Origin of the sequence: Bradyrhizobium sp. CSA207 (assembly GCF_029051685.1) — a bacterium.
Classification (GTDB): Bacteria; Pseudomonadota; Alphaproteobacteria; order Rhizobiales; family Xanthobacteraceae; genus Bradyrhizobium.
Genome location: NZ_JAACFT010000045.1, coordinates 25,668 through 41,455, shown reverse-complemented (window position 1 = coordinate 41,455; position 15,788 = coordinate 25,668). Strand labels below are relative to the sequence as shown.

The 15,788-nt window shown below is 63.9% G+C and carries 16 protein-coding genes; 11 read left to right on the top strand and 5 right to left on the bottom strand.

Going from position 1 to position 15,788, the window contains the following annotated elements:
- The first annotated feature begins 44 nt into the window (after positions 1-44).
- A complete protein-coding gene (locus GWG65_RS35340) occupies positions 45-1,949 on the top strand; it encodes a diguanylate cyclase (RefSeq protein WP_275200048.1) in 1,905 nt (634 codons plus the stop codon).
- 8 nt (positions 1,950-1,957) lie between these two features.
- Here GWG65_RS35340 and GWG65_RS35335 read toward each other — a convergent pair whose 3' ends face one another.
- Together GWG65_RS35335 and GWG65_RS35330 are read right to left on the bottom strand one after the other, a co-directional pair.
- The gene (locus tag GWG65_RS35335) at positions 1,958-2,176 is read right to left on the bottom strand and encodes a SlyX family protein (protein ID WP_247985396.1); all 219 of its coding nucleotides are present in this window, start codon (positions 2,174-2,176) and stop codon (positions 1,958-1,960) included.
- A complete protein-coding gene (locus GWG65_RS35330; RefSeq protein WP_275200047.1) occupies positions 2,166-2,963 on the bottom strand; it encodes a rhodanese-related sulfurtransferase in 798 nt (265 codons plus the stop codon). The genes GWG65_RS35335 and GWG65_RS35330 overlap by 11 nt, the downstream gene beginning before the upstream one ends.
- Before the next feature lie 202 nt (positions 2,964-3,165).
- Between GWG65_RS35330 and ggt the strand changes: the two genes are divergently transcribed.
- The 7 genes from ggt (at position 3,166) to GWG65_RS35295 (ending at position 10,586) form a co-directional block, all read left to right on the top strand.
- Positions 3,166-4,752, top strand: a complete 1,587-nt coding sequence (gene ggt / locus GWG65_RS35325; RefSeq protein ID WP_275200046.1) for a gamma-glutamyltransferase — start codon at positions 3,166-3,168, stop codon at positions 4,750-4,752.
- A gap of 173 nt (positions 4,753-4,925) precedes the next feature.
- Entirely contained in the window at positions 4,926-5,537 is a 612-nt protein-coding gene (locus GWG65_RS35320; RefSeq protein WP_275200044.1) for a (2Fe-2S)-binding protein, read from the top strand.
- Between the two features lie 3 nt (positions 5,538-5,540).
- Positions 5,541-6,557 (top strand): xanthine dehydrogenase family protein subunit M, encoded by a 1,017-nt coding sequence (locus GWG65_RS35315; RefSeq protein ID WP_275200043.1) that lies wholly within the window; start codon positions 5,541-5,543, stop codon positions 6,555-6,557.
- Between the two features lie 2 nt (positions 6,558-6,559).
- On the top strand, positions 6,560-8,851 hold the full coding sequence (locus GWG65_RS35310; protein WP_275200042.1) for a xanthine dehydrogenase family protein molybdopterin-binding subunit: 2,292 nt from the start codon (positions 6,560-6,562) through the stop codon (positions 8,849-8,851).
- A gap of 60 nt (positions 8,852-8,911) precedes the next feature.
- Positions 8,912-9,376, top strand: a complete 465-nt coding sequence (locus tag GWG65_RS35305; RefSeq protein WP_148743807.1) for an FKBP-type peptidyl-prolyl cis-trans isomerase — start codon at positions 8,912-8,914, stop codon at positions 9,374-9,376.
- Between the two features lie 130 nt (positions 9,377-9,506).
- Entirely contained in the window at positions 9,507-10,019 is a 513-nt protein-coding gene (locus tag GWG65_RS35300) for a cupin domain-containing protein (RefSeq protein WP_275200041.1), read from the top strand.
- Between the two features lie 78 nt (positions 10,020-10,097).
- Positions 10,098-10,586 carry a VOC family protein gene (locus GWG65_RS35295; RefSeq protein ID WP_275200040.1) on the top strand — a complete coding sequence of 163 codons (489 nt, stop codon included), beginning with the start codon at positions 10,098-10,100 and terminating at the stop codon, positions 10,584-10,586.
- Between the two features lie 147 nt (positions 10,587-10,733).
- On the opposite strand, the gene GWG65_RS35290 is transcribed toward GWG65_RS35295, so the two are convergent.
- Positions 10,734-11,858, bottom strand: a complete 1,125-nt coding sequence (locus GWG65_RS35290; RefSeq protein ID WP_275200039.1) for a hypothetical protein — start codon at positions 11,856-11,858, stop codon at positions 10,734-10,736.
- Between the two features lie 2 nt (positions 11,859-11,860).
- Positions 11,861-12,631 carry a FecR family protein gene (locus GWG65_RS35285; protein WP_342760701.1) on the bottom strand — a complete coding sequence of 257 codons (771 nt, stop codon included), beginning with the start codon at positions 12,629-12,631 and terminating at the stop codon, positions 11,861-11,863.
- Between the two features lie 148 nt (positions 12,632-12,779).
- On the opposite strand from GWG65_RS35285, the gene GWG65_RS35280 reads away from it, so the two are divergent.
- Positions 12,780-14,042 (top strand): phospholipid carrier-dependent glycosyltransferase, encoded by a 1,263-nt coding sequence (locus GWG65_RS35280; RefSeq protein ID WP_275200037.1) that lies wholly within the window; start codon positions 12,780-12,782, stop codon positions 14,040-14,042.
- Between the two features lie 58 nt (positions 14,043-14,100).
- On the opposite strand, the gene GWG65_RS35275 is transcribed toward GWG65_RS35280, so the two are convergent.
- Positions 14,101-14,739: an OmpA family protein gene (locus tag GWG65_RS35275; RefSeq protein ID WP_275200036.1), complete on the bottom strand. Its 639-nt coding sequence runs from the start codon at positions 14,737-14,739 to the stop codon at positions 14,101-14,103.
- 358 nt (positions 14,740-15,097) lie between these two features.
- Here GWG65_RS35275 and GWG65_RS35270 point away from each other — a divergent pair, with 358 nt between their 5' ends.
- Positions 15,098-15,334: a hypothetical protein gene (locus tag GWG65_RS35270; protein ID WP_275200035.1), complete on the top strand. Its 237-nt coding sequence runs from the start codon at positions 15,098-15,100 to the stop codon at positions 15,332-15,334.
- Positions 15,335-15,453: 119 nt separating this feature from the next.
- Positions 15,454-15,702 carry a hypothetical protein gene (locus GWG65_RS35265; protein WP_275200034.1) on the top strand — a complete coding sequence of 83 codons (249 nt, stop codon included), beginning with the start codon at positions 15,454-15,456 and terminating at the stop codon, positions 15,700-15,702.
- The last annotated feature ends 86 nt before the right edge of the window (positions 15,703-15,788 follow it).

The window sequence follows — 15,788 nt, the reverse complement described above, 5'->3', positions numbered from 1 at the left end:
TAACAGAAGCGGCAGAGTTTCCGAACGATCGGAGTTCCTGTCGCATGAGTATGGCCGTTCACAGAGCCGGATGGAGCCGCCTGCCGTTGCGGGCGGCCGCTTTTGTCGTGCTCACCTGCACCGCCATCCTCGGCGTCAGCGCCTGGCGGGAATGGAGCGCGCGCGAAGCGGTGCTGAGAGGCGCCGAGACGGAGATGGCCAACGTCGCCCGCTCGCTGACGCAGCACGCCGAGGACAGCCTCGACCTGCTGGATTCCGGCGTGGTCGGGGTCGTCAGCCGGCTGGAGATGGACGGCACCGAGCCGGCCACGATCGCCAAGCTGCGCAACCTCCTGGAGGCGCGCAGGAAGGCGATGGAGCGCGTCCACAGCCTCGCCATCATCGACGATCAGGGCAATTGGCTGACCTCGCCGGGCGCGATCGCTTCGACGTTCAGCGATGACGCCTTCTTCCGTCACCATCAGCTCTCGTCGAAGCGCGAGGCCTATGTCGGCCGTCCCGTGCAAAGCCAACTGGACGGCGAATGGGTCGTGACCCTGTCGCGCCGTTTCAACAAGCTGGACGGCAGCTTCGGCGGCGTGGTGCTCGCGACCATCAGTTCCAGATATCTCTCGCATTTCTACGAGCAGTTCGAGATCGGCCGCAACAGCGCCGTGGCGCTCGTGCACGGCGACGGCATGATCATCGCGCGTAACCCGAGCAACGACAAATTCGTCGGACGCAGCGTCGCCGACAAGCCGCTGCTTCGCGATCCGAGCCTGCAGCGGCCAGGAGGCGCTTATCATTTCAAATCCCCGTTGGACGGCGCCGCACGCGTCAGCTTCTTCAAACGCAGCGGCCGATTTCCGCTCATCCTGCTGGCCACCGTCGACAAGGGCGAGCTGCTCGCGCCCTGGCGCGCGGCGGCAATCTCCCGGATGCTCTACGTCCTCGCGCTGGTCATTCTGATCGCGGTCATCGGGGCCGTGCTGGTGCGTCAGTTGCAGCGGGGCCAGCGCATGGCCGCCGCGCTGGTCGAGAAAGAGGCTCATTTCCGCCTGCTTGCCGAAGGCTCTAGCGACATGGTGACCCGCATCGGGTTCGACGAGCGGCTGCGCTATGTTTCGCCCTCCGCGGTCGGCGTCGTCGGCTGGCGCGCCAATCAACTGATCGGTACGCCCGCGCTCGCCGGCATCAACGCGGATGACCGGCCGCGCGTCCAGGCGATCGTCGACGCCATGAAGCGTGGCGATATGGAAGAGGCGCGCCTCACCTACCGAAACGCGCACCGGCAGAACGGCGAAGTCTGGCTCGAATCGACCATGCGGGTCACGCGCAAGGACAATGGCGATGCCGACGGCGTGGTCGCGATCTCGCGCGATATCAGCGAGCAGAAGAAGCTGGAGACTAGGCTCGAGACACTCGCGATCGAGGACAGTCTCACCGGGCTTGCCAATCGCCGCCGCTTCGACGAGCGGCTGAAGGAGGAATGGGCGCGCGCCTATCGCGACCGCTCGAGCCTCAGCCTGTTGATGGTCGACGTCGATCACTTCAAGGCCTACAACGACGAATACGGCCATCCCGCAGGCGACGCCTGCCTGCGCGTGGTCGCCAAGGTCATTGCGGCCGAGATGCAACGCGCTGGCGACCTGGCGGCACGTTATGGCGGTGAGGAATTCGCCATTTTGCTGCCGAATACCGATGCCGCGGGTTGCGCCAGAATTGGCGATCGGATCCGCCGGGCGATCCGCGACGCCGGCCTCGTCCACACAACAAATCATGCATCGGGCTTCGTGACGGCTTCGCTTGGCGGTGCGGCCTGCCGGCCGGCGCTGGAACGTACGGCAGGGGTCGGCTCGCTCGTCGAGGCTGCCGATCAGGCGCTCTACGCCGCGAAGGAGGCCGGGCGCAACCGGCTGATGATGTCGGGCGAGGTGACCAGCCTGCTGCCGAAGGCGTCGGGCCTGTAGCTTTTGCTTCAATAATGCGGCGGGCGCTCGTTGGCGGCGCCGGGCGCATTGGCCTCGGCCTCCTGAAGCCGTTCACCGAGTTGCACGAGTTGTCGCGTCAGCGCATCGATCTGTTTCCATTGCGCGGTGATGGTCTGGTTCAGGGTTTCGATGGTGTCGTCCTGATAGGCCAGCCGCGCCTCCAGCGTGTCGATGCGCTCACTGAGCGTCTTGATCTCATTCGTCACGTGTCGCGTCCTTGTCCCGTTCGCGCAGCCCATGTTCTCGCAAGCCAGTTTCTCGCAAACCATGGCCGAGCGCGACGCGTTCGTCGAACACGAAGCATTCGCCGCGCCAGCGGCTTTGCGTCTCCGGCACCTGTTCCAGATATTTGAGAATGCCGCCCTTGAGGTGATAGACCTCGGCAAAGCCGCGCGCCAGCAGATGCGCGCTCGCCTTCTCGCAGCGAATGCCGCCGGTGCAGAACATTGCGATCCTGCGGTGCTTTTCCGGAACGAGCTGTTGTGCCGCAAAGTCCTTGAACTGGCCAAAGCTCCTGAGGCCGGGATCGACCGCGCCCTCGAACGTTCCCATAGCCACCTCGAAGGCGTTGCGGGTGTCGAGCAGCAGCGTATCGGGTGCCTCGATCAGCGCGTTCCATTCGGCGGCATCGACATAGATGCCGACCCGCTGCGTCGGATCGGCGGCCTCGTCCCCGAGCGTAACGATCTCCTTCTTCAGCCGCACCTTGAGCCGGCCGAACGGCATCGTCTCGGCGGTCGAGAATTTCAATTCCAGATTGTCCAGCCTGCCGCCGAACATGTCGCCGTGCGCGAGCTCGTGGGCGAAGGCGTCGATCGCATCCGGTGCACCTGCGATCGTGCCGTTGATGCCCTCGCGGGCCAGCAGCAGGCTGCCCTTCAGCGCCAGGCCCGCGCAGAACGCGCGCAGCGGCTCGCGCAGCTCGCGGTAGTCGGGCAGGGCGGCGAATTGATAGAAGGCGGCGACCTTGTGAACCAGGTTCTTTAAAGTCATGGCGGCTCGTTTAGCAGGCGGCAGGCGCCCAGAAAACCCGCATGGCCCAAAGCCGCCAAAGGTCTATACGCCCAGCGGATGGCAGCCATTTCCCTGGTATGCCAGCATTGCCCGGGCGGTCCGGAATGTGTCATGAAGACCCCGGTTTTTCCGAGGCGGCGCGACACACGCGCCCCGACGTCTCAAGAAAGCAAGAATTCGCATGAGAAACTTCCATTTCCCCGGCAGGTCCACGGTCCACGCCACCAATGCGATGGTCGCGACCTCGCATCCGCAGGCGAGCCTCGCCGCGATCGAGGTGCTGCGCGAGGGTGGCACGGCGGTGGACGCGGCGGTCGCCGGCTCGGCCCTGCTCGGCGTGATCGAGCCGCAGTCGACCGGCATTGGCGGCGATTGCTTTGCGCTGATCCAGCCGCGCGGCGAAGGCAAGATCGTCGCCTATAACGGCTCCGGCCGCGCGCCCAAGGCGGCGAACGCGGACTGGTATCTCGAACGCAAGATCAAGTCCGTGCCGCTGACCTCGGCACACGCAGTCTCGATCCCCGGCGTGATCGACGCCTTCGCCACCGTGCTGCGTGATCACGGAAAGTTCGGCTTCGACCGGCTGCTCCAGTCCGCGATCAAGGCGGCCGAGGAAGGCTATGTCGTCGCGCCTCGCATCGCCTTCGACTGGAAGAACCAGTTCGAGAAGCTGAAGAACGGCACCAACACCGAGCGTTATCTCCTGCCGCAAGGCAAGCCGCCGGTGGCCGGCGACACCATCCGCCAGCCGGAGCTCGGCAAGACGCTGCGGGCGATCGCCAAGGATGGCCGCGACGCCTTCTACAAGGGCGCGATTGCGGAAGACATCGTCGAGACCCTGCGCGGAATCGGCGGCCTGCACACGCTCGACGATTTCGCCGCGCACACCACCGAGGTGACGACGCCGATCGGCACCATGTACAAGGGTTACGACGTCTGGCAGTGCCCGCCGAACGGACCGGGGCTCACTATGCTGCTGATGCTCAACATCCTGTCGCGCTTCGACCTGACGAAATACGCGCCCCTCAGTGTCGAGCGCTTCCATCTTGAAGCCGAGGCCGCGCGCGTTGCCTACATGAATCGCGAGCTGCACGTGGCCGATCCCGACCATATGCAGTTCGAAGTCGCCAAGATCCTCGCCAAGGAATTTGCCGAAGAGCATATCGCCAAGATCCGAATGGACGGCATGCTGGATCTGCCGAACGTTGCGCCGCCGATGAATCCCTCGACCATTTACATCACCGTCGTGGACAAGGACCGCAACGTCTGCTCGTTCATCAATTCGATCGCGCATTCCTTCGGCTCGGCGATCCTTTCGAATAAGACCGGCGTGCTGCTCCAGAACCGCGCCGGCGGCTTCCGCATCCAGCCGGGTCACCCGAATTGCATCGCTGGCGGCAAGCGTCCGCTGCACACGATCATGCCGAGTCTGCTCACCAAGGGCGGCCGTTCCGTGATGCCGTTCGCCGTGATGGGCGGACAGTATCAGCCGGTCGGTCAGGCCCATGTCGTGACCAACATCCTCGATTATGGTTGCGACGTGCAGGAAGCAATCGACATGCCGCGCGGCCTGCACTACGAGGGCCAGTATCAGCTCGAGGACAGCGTTCCGGCTGATATCGTCGACGGCCTGAAGAAGCTCGGCCACAAGACCACCAGCGTGGTCGGCCCGCTCGGCGGTGCTCAGGCGATCTGGATCGACTGGGACAAGGGTACGTTGACGGGCGGTTCCGATCCACGCAAGGACGGCTGCGCGCTCGGCTACTGATTGTTTTGCGCGAGACAGGTTCCCCGCACAGGATCAGGAAAATTTGACAGAGCGCGACGCGGCATCTGCTGCGTCGCGCTTTCTCGTTCGGAACTGCGCTCATTGCCCCAAGTTATGGGGCGATGAGCGGTGCAGGCGTGTGCTGCTTTCTCAAGAAGCGGCGGAGGCCGTCCATGTCAGACAAATCAAGTTCCAGGTCATCCGGTTTCGATCGGCGTGCCTTCATGGCCGGCGCCGGCATCGCACTCGTTCCGCTGACCGCGCGTGCGGCTGTGCAGGACCCAACTCAGGCGGCCGCGCAGGATCCAGCGCTTCCCGTCGAAGTCACGCTGCGGGTGAATGGTCAGGACAAGCGCCTTCGCATCGACGCGCGGACGACCGTGCTGGATGCGCTCCGCGAGCATATGGGCCTCACCGGCAGCAAGAAAGGTTGCGACCACGGCCAGTGCGGCGCCTGCACGGTGTTGATTGGTGACCGGCGCGTGGTCTCCTGCCTGACGCTCGCGCTCGCGGCCGAAGGCCAGGAGATCACCACCATCGAAGGTCTCGCCACCGGCGATCGCCTGCATCCAATGCAACAGGCCTTCATCGACAACGATGCGTTCCAGTGCGGCTACTGCACGCCGGGCCAGATCATGTCGGCGGTGGCCTGCGTGAAAGAGGGACATGCCGGAAGCGACGAAGACATCCGCGAATATATGAGCGGCAACATCTGCCGCTGTGCCGCCTACCCCAACATCGTCGCCGCCGTGAAGCAGGCCGCACCCGACATCATGAAAGGCTAGGTCATGCGATCCTTCCTGTATCAGAGGGCGACAGACCCGGGCATGGCCGTGCAGGCGCTCAGCGCAGCCGCCGCGGCCAACAATCCGCTGACGCAGGCTGCCGCACAGCCACTCGCCGGCGGCACCACGCTCATCGACCTGATGAAGCTGGACGTGATGCGGCCCGCCGCGATCGTCGATATCAATCCATTGGCGCGCGGTTGGTCCGGTATCGAGACTGGTGGCGAAAAGTTGCGGCTCGGTGCACTCGCAAAAATGTCCGATGTTGCCGCGCATGCTGACATTCAGCGCCACTATCCGGTTATCGCGAATTCGTTGCGGCTTGCCGCCAGTGCCCAGTTGCGCAACATGGCAACGCTTGGCGGCAACGTGATGCAGCGGACGCGCTGCAGCTATTTCCGCGACACCTCCTATGACAACTGCAACAAGCGCATTCCCGGCTCCGGCTGTGCCGCGATGGACGGCGTCAACCGGATGCACGCAGTGCTCGGCACGTCCGATCAATGTATTGCGACCTATCCGGGCGATTTCGCCCAGGCGCTGATTGCGCTGGATGCCACGGTGGAAATCACCGGCAAGTCCGGCACCCGCAGCATGCCGTTTGCGCAGCTGCACAAGGCGCCCGGCAACACGCCGGACATCGAGACCACGCTTCAGCCGGGGGAGTTGATCTCGGCCTTCTCCATCCCCAGGCGCTGGCCGCGCTCGGTCTATCTGAAGGCACGCGATCGGCAATCCTATGAGTTTGCGCTCTCGTCGGCTGCGATCGCGCTGGACGTGCAGGACGGCATGATCCGAGACGCGCGTGTGGCGCTTGGCGGCGTCGCCACCGTGCCCTGGCGCGCGCGCGAAGCGGAGTCGCTGCTGAAGGGCCAGAAGTTCGATGACGGCCTGGCGCGGCGCGCCGCGGATGCCGCTTTTGCAGATGCCAAGGGCCGGCAGCACAACAGCTTCAAAATATCGCTCGGAAAGCGCCTCGTGGCGCGTGCGCTCCAACAGGCTTCGACGATGGAGGTTTGATCATGACCGTTGCCGCTCCCGAGCCGAAAGCGAATATGGGCAACCCCGCGCCGCGCTATGATGCGGTTGTAAAGGTCACGGGGCGGGCGACCTACGCGTCCGACATGCCGCTGGCCAGTCCGGCCTATGCATTTCTGGTCACCAGCGCCATCGCCAAGGGGCGCGTGGAGAGCTTCGATCTCGCCGACGCCAACCGCGTCCGCGGCGTGATCGACATCGTCACGCATGAAAAAGGACCGAAGCTGAAGGAGTTGAAGCTCTACAGCAATGGCGGCTATGCCGGGACCACGATCCAGCCGCTGAAATCGGCCGAGATCGCGCATGATGGCCAGATCATCGCCGTGGTCATCGCCGAGACCTATGAGGCGGCACGTGAGGCCGCCAACCGCGTCACGGTCAGCTACACGGCCGTTGTGCCCAGCGCGACCTTCGATTCCCCGGGAACGACGACGGCCGCTGCGAAAGGGCAGAATTCGCAATTCAAGGAAGATCCGCAGGTCGGCAACTTCGCCAAAGCATTCGAAGATGCCGAGGTCAAGCTGACCGCTTCCTATGATACGCCGACGCAGCACCACAATCCGATGGAGCTGTTTTCAACGAGCTGCGCCTGGATCGGCGACAACCTCGTCATCTACGAACCAAGCCAGTACGTCTATGGCCTGAAGAACGGCGTCGCCGAGCAGCTTGGGATCGATGCCGACAAGGTCCGCGTGGTCAATCCATATGTCGGCGGCGGCTTCGGCTCACGCGGCTCGATGACGCCGCGCACCGCCATTATCGCCGCCATCGCCAGACGCCTGAACCGGCCGATCAAGCTGGTCCCGACCCGCGACCAGGGCTTTACCATCGCAACTTATCGCGCCGAGACGCGGCACGAGATCAAGCTCGGCGCCAGCCGCGACGGCAAGCTTGTCGCGCTCAGGCACGAGGGTGCCGAGGTCTCTTCGCGCCCCGATGCCTATTGCGTTGGCGGCACCAAGACCACGACGCGGCTCTATGCCTGCCCGAATGTCGACAGCCTGGTGTCGATCGTGCGCGCCGACCGCAACACGCCGGGATTCATGCGTTCGCCCCCGGAAGTGCCGTATCTGTTTGCGCTGGAAAGCGCAATGGACGAGCTTGCGGTCAAGCTGAAGATGGATCCAGTCGAGCTTCGCCGCATCAACGACACCACCAACGAGCCGATCGGCGGCAAGCCCTACACGTCGCGGTCGCTGATGGCGTGTTTCGACGAAGCCGCCAAGGCGTTCGGCTGGTCGCAGCGCTCGCCGGAGCCGAAGTCGATGGCGGACGGCGATTGGCTGATCGGCTACGGCTGTGCCGCGACTTGCTATCCGACGCAGATGGGACCGTCGGCAGCGCGCGTGCGCCTGCAGCGCGACGGCCGCACCCGCGTCGAGATCGCCGGGCACGAGATCGGCACCGGCGCTTACACCATCATCGCACAGACCGCAGCAGAACGATTGGGCGTGCCACTGGAGAAGGTCGCGGTCTTTGTCGGCGACAGCGAGCTGCCGCCGGCGCCAGTCGCAGGCGGTTCCAACTCGACCGCCAGCACCTGCTCGGCGGTTATGATGGTGTGCGACCAGATCCGCCAGCGTCTGTTCAAGGCGATGATGCCGAACCAAAGCCTGACCGACAGGGCCAAGGAGACCGTCGGCATCGGTCAGACACCGGCCACGCGGGCGGCGAAGAGCGATCGTTCGCTCGATCTTGAGAAGGCCTTTGATGCGCTTGGCGCCGGCGTTGTCGAGGAATATGGCGAGTGGAAGCCGGAAGACGCGCCGCTGGATTCGTTCCAGGCCATGCATAGTGGCCATGTCCGGCTGGTCGGCGGCCACAGTCTGAAAGACAAAATCGCCTACGCGTTCGGCGCGGAGTTCGTCGAGGTCAGGGTGAACCGCTTCACGCACGAAATCCGCGCCCCGCGTCTGGTTGGCGCTTTCGCGGCTGGCCGGATCATGAATCCGCGCACGGCCCGGAGCCAGCTCATGGGCGGGCTGATCTGGGGCATGTCCTCGGCGCTGCTGGAGGCCACCGAAATCGACGAACGCACAGCGCGCTACGTCAACGACAACTTTGCCGATTATCTTGTACCGGTAAATGCCGACGTCCCCGGCGTCGAGGTGATCCTGCTCTCCGAGCAGGATGATCACATCAACCCCGCAGGCGCGAAGGGGCTCGGCGAGCTCGCCAATGTCGGCACCAATGCGGCGGTCTGCAACGCGATCTATCACGCCACCGGTCAGCGTATCCGCAAGCTGCCGGTGCGGCTGGAAAATATCGAGGTCTGAGGGGTGGAAACCGCATCCGCGTTGGGCTAGACACCTTCCGCCTCAAACGGAAGGTGTCTTATGCAGCGTCTCCAGCGCGTGCTTCTCGTCCTGATGTCGGCACTGGCGATCACCGTGATCGGCGGCGTGTCGCATTTCGTTTCCACCACGGCCACGGCCCAGACCGCAGGAAAGCCCATGACCACAGCTTCAGGCTTGCAGATCATCGACAGCGTCGCCGGCACCGGTGCCTCGCCAAAGCCCGGCCAGATCTGCGTGATGCATTACACCGGCTGGCTCTACGAGAACGGCCAGAAGGGCAAGAAATTCGACTCGTCCGTCGATCGCAACGAGCCGTTCGAGTTTCCGATCGGCAAGGGTCGCGTCATCGCCGGCTGGGATGAGGGGGTCGGCTCGATGAAGGTCGGCGGCAAGCGCACGCTGATCATCCCGCCGCAACTCGGCTATGGCGCCCGCGGCGCCGGCGGCGTGATCCCGCCGAACGCGACGCTGATGTTCGACGTGGAATTGCTCGCGGTGAAGTGAACAACCGCAAACAAAAAGACCGGCCTTGCGGCCGGTCTTTTCGCTTCTAGGAGGGTTCCGATTTTGTCATGGCTTGCCAGCGCGGCTTTGAGCTAGTTTGCGAAAGCACGGAACAACAGAAAGCAGTCCAATGACCGGCCATGATCATTCGCATCCCCACCATGACCACGATCATGTCGATCGCTGGAAACATGACGGCGTGCGCGTCATTCCCGGCAATCAGCTCGATACGAACGTGCCGTCCACGCCCGGCATGGATCGCGCGGCCGCGATCAATTTCGCGCGCGTCGGCGCGCAGAAATTGTGGGCGGGCACGGTGAGCATCAAGCCCGACGCCAAGACCGGCGCGCATCATCACGGCCATCTGGAAAGCGTCATTTACGTGGTGAAGGGCAAGGCCCGGATGCGATGGGGCGAGAGTCTGCAATTCACCGCGGAGGCCGGCCCCGGCGATTTCATTTTCGTGCCGCCCTACGTGCCGCACCAGGAGATCAACGCCAGCCGCGACGAGGTGCTGGAATGCGTGCTGGTGCGCAGCGATGGCGAGGCGGTCGCGGTCAACCTCGACATCGAGCCGATCGAGAAGCCCGAGACGGTGCTGTGGATCGATCCCGTTCACCGGGATCCGAACGAGAAGAAGTAAAAAATAATTCGTCGGGCCTGTCGGATTGTGGCAGGCCTGCTCGTCCTCGGACTGGACCCCACTAAAGAGGAGTTTTCCATGTCCAAGGTCGTGCCCTGCATGTGGTTCAACGGCGATGCCGAAGAAGCCGCCAAGTTCTACGTCTCGCTGGTGCCAAATTCGGAGATCACGCATGTCCAGCGCAACGTTTCGGACAATCCATCCGGCAAGGAAGGCTCCGTGCTCGTGGTCGAGTTCACGGTGGCAGGTCAGCCCCTCGTCGCTCTGAACGGCGGGATGAAGATGGAATACACCCACGCGCTGTCGCTGATGATCCATTGCGACGATCAGGCCCAGGTCGACAGCGTCTGGAACGCCTTCCTCGTCCATGGCGGCCAGGAAGAGCAGTGCGGCTGGCTCAGGGACCGCTATGGCGTGTCCTGGCAGGTGGTGCCGAAGGTGATGTTCGAATTTCTAACAAGCCCGGACAAAGCCGCGGCCGCGCGCGCGATGCAGGCCATGATGAAGATGGTCAAGCTTGACGTCGAAATTCTGCGCCGCGCCTTCGAGGGCAAGTCGGCGGCGTGATGGGCGAGGTGCGCTCGCCATATACTCACTGTCATCGCCCGGCTTGACCGGGCGATCCAGTACTCCGAGACAGCGCGATGATACCGAAGAGCCGCGGCGTACTGGATGCCCCGCCTTCGCGGGGCATGACAGCGGAGGTGGCGGGGCCTAGTAATTGATGCGCAGCCCGACGCCGCCGTGGATGGTGTTGCCGACGGGCTGCGGGCCGAGTGTGCCGTTCGCAAAGATGTCCACGATCCAGCCCTTGGACACGCGGAAGCCGAGCCGGCCGCCATACTCGAACCAGCCCTGGTTGCCCATTGTCGGCACCACCGTGCCGTCGCCGGTAACGCTGGCGACAATGCCGCTGCGGCTGGCGAACGCCTGCACCCAGCCGCCATTGACGTTGGCCTCGACGTTGCTGCCGTACAGATGCGTCCACTGGCCGCCGATCTTGACCAGGCTGGTGCGGTCGGTGCCGGTCGCAATCGTGGCATCGAACGGATTGAACGGCACCGCACTGTCCGCATAGCCCGACACGCGCTGCCAGAGCTGCCAGACCTCGATCGACGCAGCGACCTCGTCCCGGGGCGACACGCGGCTCATCCAGCCGGCGCGGCCATACACGGCGTAATTCGCGGCATTGGTCGAGCTCGTCACGCTCACGGGGCCGAGGCTGGTATTGTAGCTGCGGGTGTAGCGTACCTTCTCCCACGGCGTCAGAATCGTGCCGACGTCGAAGAACGGGCGCGACGAGCCCCAGTCCGTGAAGTCATAGCGCAGCGCGAAGGCGCCGATCGGCGCGCTGGTGACGTTGTAGCCACCCTCGCTGTATTGCGTGTAAGCGATGCCGGCGAGCAGCGACAGGTTGGGGGTAATCTCCTTGCGGCCGTGGATACCGGCCGAAAATGAGCCGGCCGAGCCGAAGGCGCTGAGGCAATCGCTGCAATTGACCTGCTCGTTGACGCCGAGCAGCACCGTGCCGAGCACTCGGTTGGTGATCATCTGGTTGAAGCGCTGGTTTGCGAGGCCGCCGAGCGAATTGCCGCTGGAATTTGCGCCGGTTGGCGACGGGCTCGGCGACGGAGTTGGAGAGGGACTTGGATAGGGGCTTGGATAGGGACTTGGGGAAGGCGTCGGCGACGGTGAGTATGTCGGCGTCGGCGACGGCCCGCATTCGGACACGCAAGCTTGGGCTGTGGCGGGACGGACATCGAGCACGGCAAACGCGAGCGCGGCAGCCAGGGTCACCGCACCGGCGAGGAAAAGGCGCTTGAAGCGGAGTTGCGCCATTATCAGCGCCCGCACAGCATGCCGTCGTCATGGACGGCGGGCGTGATGGCCGGCGAGGCGTCCGCATATTGATTGATCGAGCACAGCCCGGCGCTTGCGGCGCAGGTCGCGGCAAAGGTCCAGGGCGGCGTGTTGCTTTTGGCGATGCCGACCTTGCCGCCGGTCGAGGTGATGATTGCGGTGTCGCCGGGCTGGGTCAGTTGCACGCATTGGAAGCTCAGCGCGCAGACGCTGGCCGCGCCGTCCTGTAGCACCACAATAGAGCGGCCGCGTTGCGAGAGGATGTCGAGCGTGGTGCCGCGCACGCCGATGGTCGCGAGCGGCGTGGTGATCTTGTAGGCGGTCTTCTCCGAATGTCCGGTGACGAAACGGAATGCGCCGGTGGTCATGCGGATCGCGACGTCGCGATAGCTATGCTCGTCGTTGAAGACGGTGCGATCGAGCTTCAGCGTTGCGCTCGGCCCGAGCGACAGATTGGTGCTGTCGGCCATGACAAAGCGCGCTGCGCTGTCGGCGCCGGTGCGCACGGTCTCGTCGCGCAGCATGCTGTCGCCGACGCTGATCGGCGTCGCGGTTGCGGCCACGCGCACCACTTCGTTCTGGATCACAACGGCCTCGCCGACGCGCGTCTGCGCCTGCGCGCAAGGCGCGGCGCAAAAGGCAGCCGACAACAAAGTGGAGAAAAACAACAAACGAAAATTCATTTCGCAACCGATCGATGTGTCCCTGATCGTACCGGATCGCGCGCGCTTGCGATGTGGCCAAATTATCACAAGCTGAGCGGGACGTGCGTTATGCTTAGTGACAGTCGCGGTGGAATGCGTTCAATGAGGGGACGCGATTATTTTTGTCCGCGGTGACGCTAATTTGCCACGCAAGATCACTCCACAGCAGCAGCTCGATTTGCCTGCGGTTCCAAAAATGTCGCGGAGCGCAGTGATCGCTGTCGTGATTTTCCTGGTTGCGCATCTCGCGCTTCTGATCGGTCTCGCCGCGCCGGAAAAATTCGTCTTCGACGAGGTGCATTACGTGCCTGCGGCGCGGCAGATGCTTGGATCCGCGGCGTCGCAGCCGGTGCTCAATCCGATGCATCCGCCGCTGGCGAAGGAGCTGATCGCGGCATCGATCGCGGCATTCGGCGACAACGCTCTCGGCTGGCGCTATCCGGCGACGCTGTTCGGCGCGCTCGCGATCGTCGCGATCTACCTCTGCGGCCTCGCGCTATTTGCCGAGCAAGCGCCAGCAATCGCCGCGGCGCTGATCGCGGCTAGCAATCAGATGCTGTACGTGCAGGCGCGCATCGCGATGCTGGACATCTTTGCGCTCGGCTTCGGTCTGCTCGCCACCGCCGCCTTCATGCACGGTTTTCGAAGAGAGCGCCCGCATGCGTTGTTCGCGCTCGCGGGCGCCCTGTTCGGCCTCGCTGCGGCCTGCAAATGGAGCGGTCTGTTTCCGCTCGGCGTCTGCATCGTCATCGTCGCGGTGGTCCGCCTGATGCGGGGCTGGCGCACGCTGTTCGCCGACGCGAAGCCGGGCGACTGGTATCGCCCCGACCTCTGGCCCGGCTTTCAGGTGCAGCATGTCGCGCTGTGTTTCGCCGTCCTGCCGGCGGTGACATATATCGCCGCTTTCGTTCCGCTTTATGGACTGTCGCTGTCGGACCTGATCGAGGCGCAGCGCCGGATTTTTGCCGACAACACCACCACCGCGATCGCCGGCCACACCTATATGAGCTCGTGGCCGTCCTGGCCCCTCCTGGCGCGCCCGGTATGGTTCCTGTTCGACAAGGCGGCGGAAGATCGCATTGCCGCGATCGTCTTCCTCGGCAACCCCCTGGTGCTGTGGCCGGCACTGCTCGCGATCGCCGTCGTGTTGCGCGACTTCGTCGTCGTGCGCCGCTGGGATGCATTCCTGATCGCGTCGTTCTATTTCGGGCCTTGGCTCGCCTGGGCGCTGCTGCCGCGCACGCTCGGCTTCATCTATTACTACCTGCCGGCCGCCACGGCCGCATCGCTTGCGCTCGTCTATGTGCTGCGAAGAGAGGGGCTTCCGCGCTGGTTGCTGTGGGCCTATGTCGGCGTCGCCGCCCTCGGCTTTGCGGTGATGCTGCCGATCTCGGCGGCTTTCATCGGCACGTCGATGCAGACCTTCAACCGGCTGATGCTGTTTCAGAGCTGGATATGAAATCGCCGCCTGCCACGATCATGGCAGGCGGCGGGGTTCGTTCGCCGGTTACGTCAAATCACTTGGACGCGGTCTTGGTGTCCATGTTCACGACCTGGACGCGGCGGTTGATCGGGTCGGCGCCGTTGACGGTGTCCTTCAGCTTGGTCTTGCCGTAGCCGACGGTGACGAGGTCGGTGCCGGCGAGGCCGTAGTTCCGCACCAGGTATTTCTTGATGGTATCGGCGCGCCGCTCGGAGAGTCCCTGGTTGTACTCTTCGGTGCCTATCGCATCGGTGTGGCCGGCGACCACGAAGGTCGAGCCCTTCAGCGATGGATCGGACAGCGCCTTGCCAAGCGCCTGCACGGAAGGCACCGAGGTCTTGGCGATGTCGGCCGAGTTGTAGTCGAACTGGATCTCCAGATCGATCTTCGGCTTGGTCGCTGCGAGCTCGGCGATCTGCTCGCGCTCGCCCGTCGACAGCGACCGGGTGGAGCGGTTGCGGACGGTGTTCAGGAAGGTCGATTCCTTGGCCTGCACCGCCGGATCGGCCTGCGGACCAGCGGAGAGGCCTCGGGTCACGGGCTTCGGCTTCAAGGCGTCCAGGATCTGGTTGGTGGAGACGTTGTCGCCGGCCAGTGCCAGGCCCGCCGACATCGTCAGAACTGCCGAGAGGGTAATCGCCTTCAGTCCAAAAAATCTATCAAAACGGGTCATTGTCGTATCCTCGCTGTTACGCCTGATGGCGATTTGATGCTGCGAGCATAGGGAAGGTTCAAAAGCCTTGATGTGATCTTGGTCACGGTGGAAACGAGCAGATTCCGGCCCGATCCCAACGCCGGGCACGAGACCCGCCAAGTGTACCTCGGCCCCGCCCTGGCCTACCGCTGCACATTGATCGTCGCAAAGCCGTCGCGCGGCGGCCTGTCTGCGAACAAGTTTTCGGCCAGATGCGCGCCTAGCTGAATCTATCCTCCACAAGCTAAAGGGAGCCGAGTTCCGTCCAGTGCCGAGGCCAAGTGACTATCAGTTCTATCGCAATGGCCCGCCGGATCGGACCGTGTTCGTAAGCTCCATGCCCATCTATATCGGCGCGGCGATGATCGCGGTGGCGATCCTGTTGTCGACGTTGATCACAGGCCTGACCAGCCGCTATGTGGGGTTCGAAGGTCCGGCCGACGAGAATATGTGGCTGGTCGACCGCCTGACCGGCAACGTCTACCGCTGCCAGTCGGAGGGGCGGGGCAAGGCCTCGTGCGAGCCGGATGTCGCGACCGGTAGCGTCGGGGAGCGCCCAAAAGCCGCACACTAGGGGACGGTTATCGTTGCGGCGCAGCAACAAAAATGTCTTCTCCCTGAAAGCTTGTCGCTAAAGAATGGCTTTCGCGTTGGCCGGCATGATGCCGGTTGGTCCTATGGAGGAGGCATTCGATGAAGACGTTGCTTTCGGCTGTTGCGCTTGCTGCATTCGCGGTTTCGCCGGCTTCTGCGGCAAAGATGCAACCGTGTACAGGCGAGACTATCGGCAAGTCGATGACCGCGATCGGGACGGTCGATTCGCCCGCCAAACAGGCGATGGCAAAGGAAGTAGCTGCCGCCAACACCGAAATGAGCAAAGGCAACATGAGCGGCGCCTGCAAGCACTACATGAAGGCGCAGAAGATGAGCGCGATGAAATAGTTAGATTCGTCGCTTTGCAGGCCGCGCTGTCAGCAGCTGGCAGCGCGGCCTTTCTTTGCCCGCTTCTGCTTTGCAGTTGCGCGAAT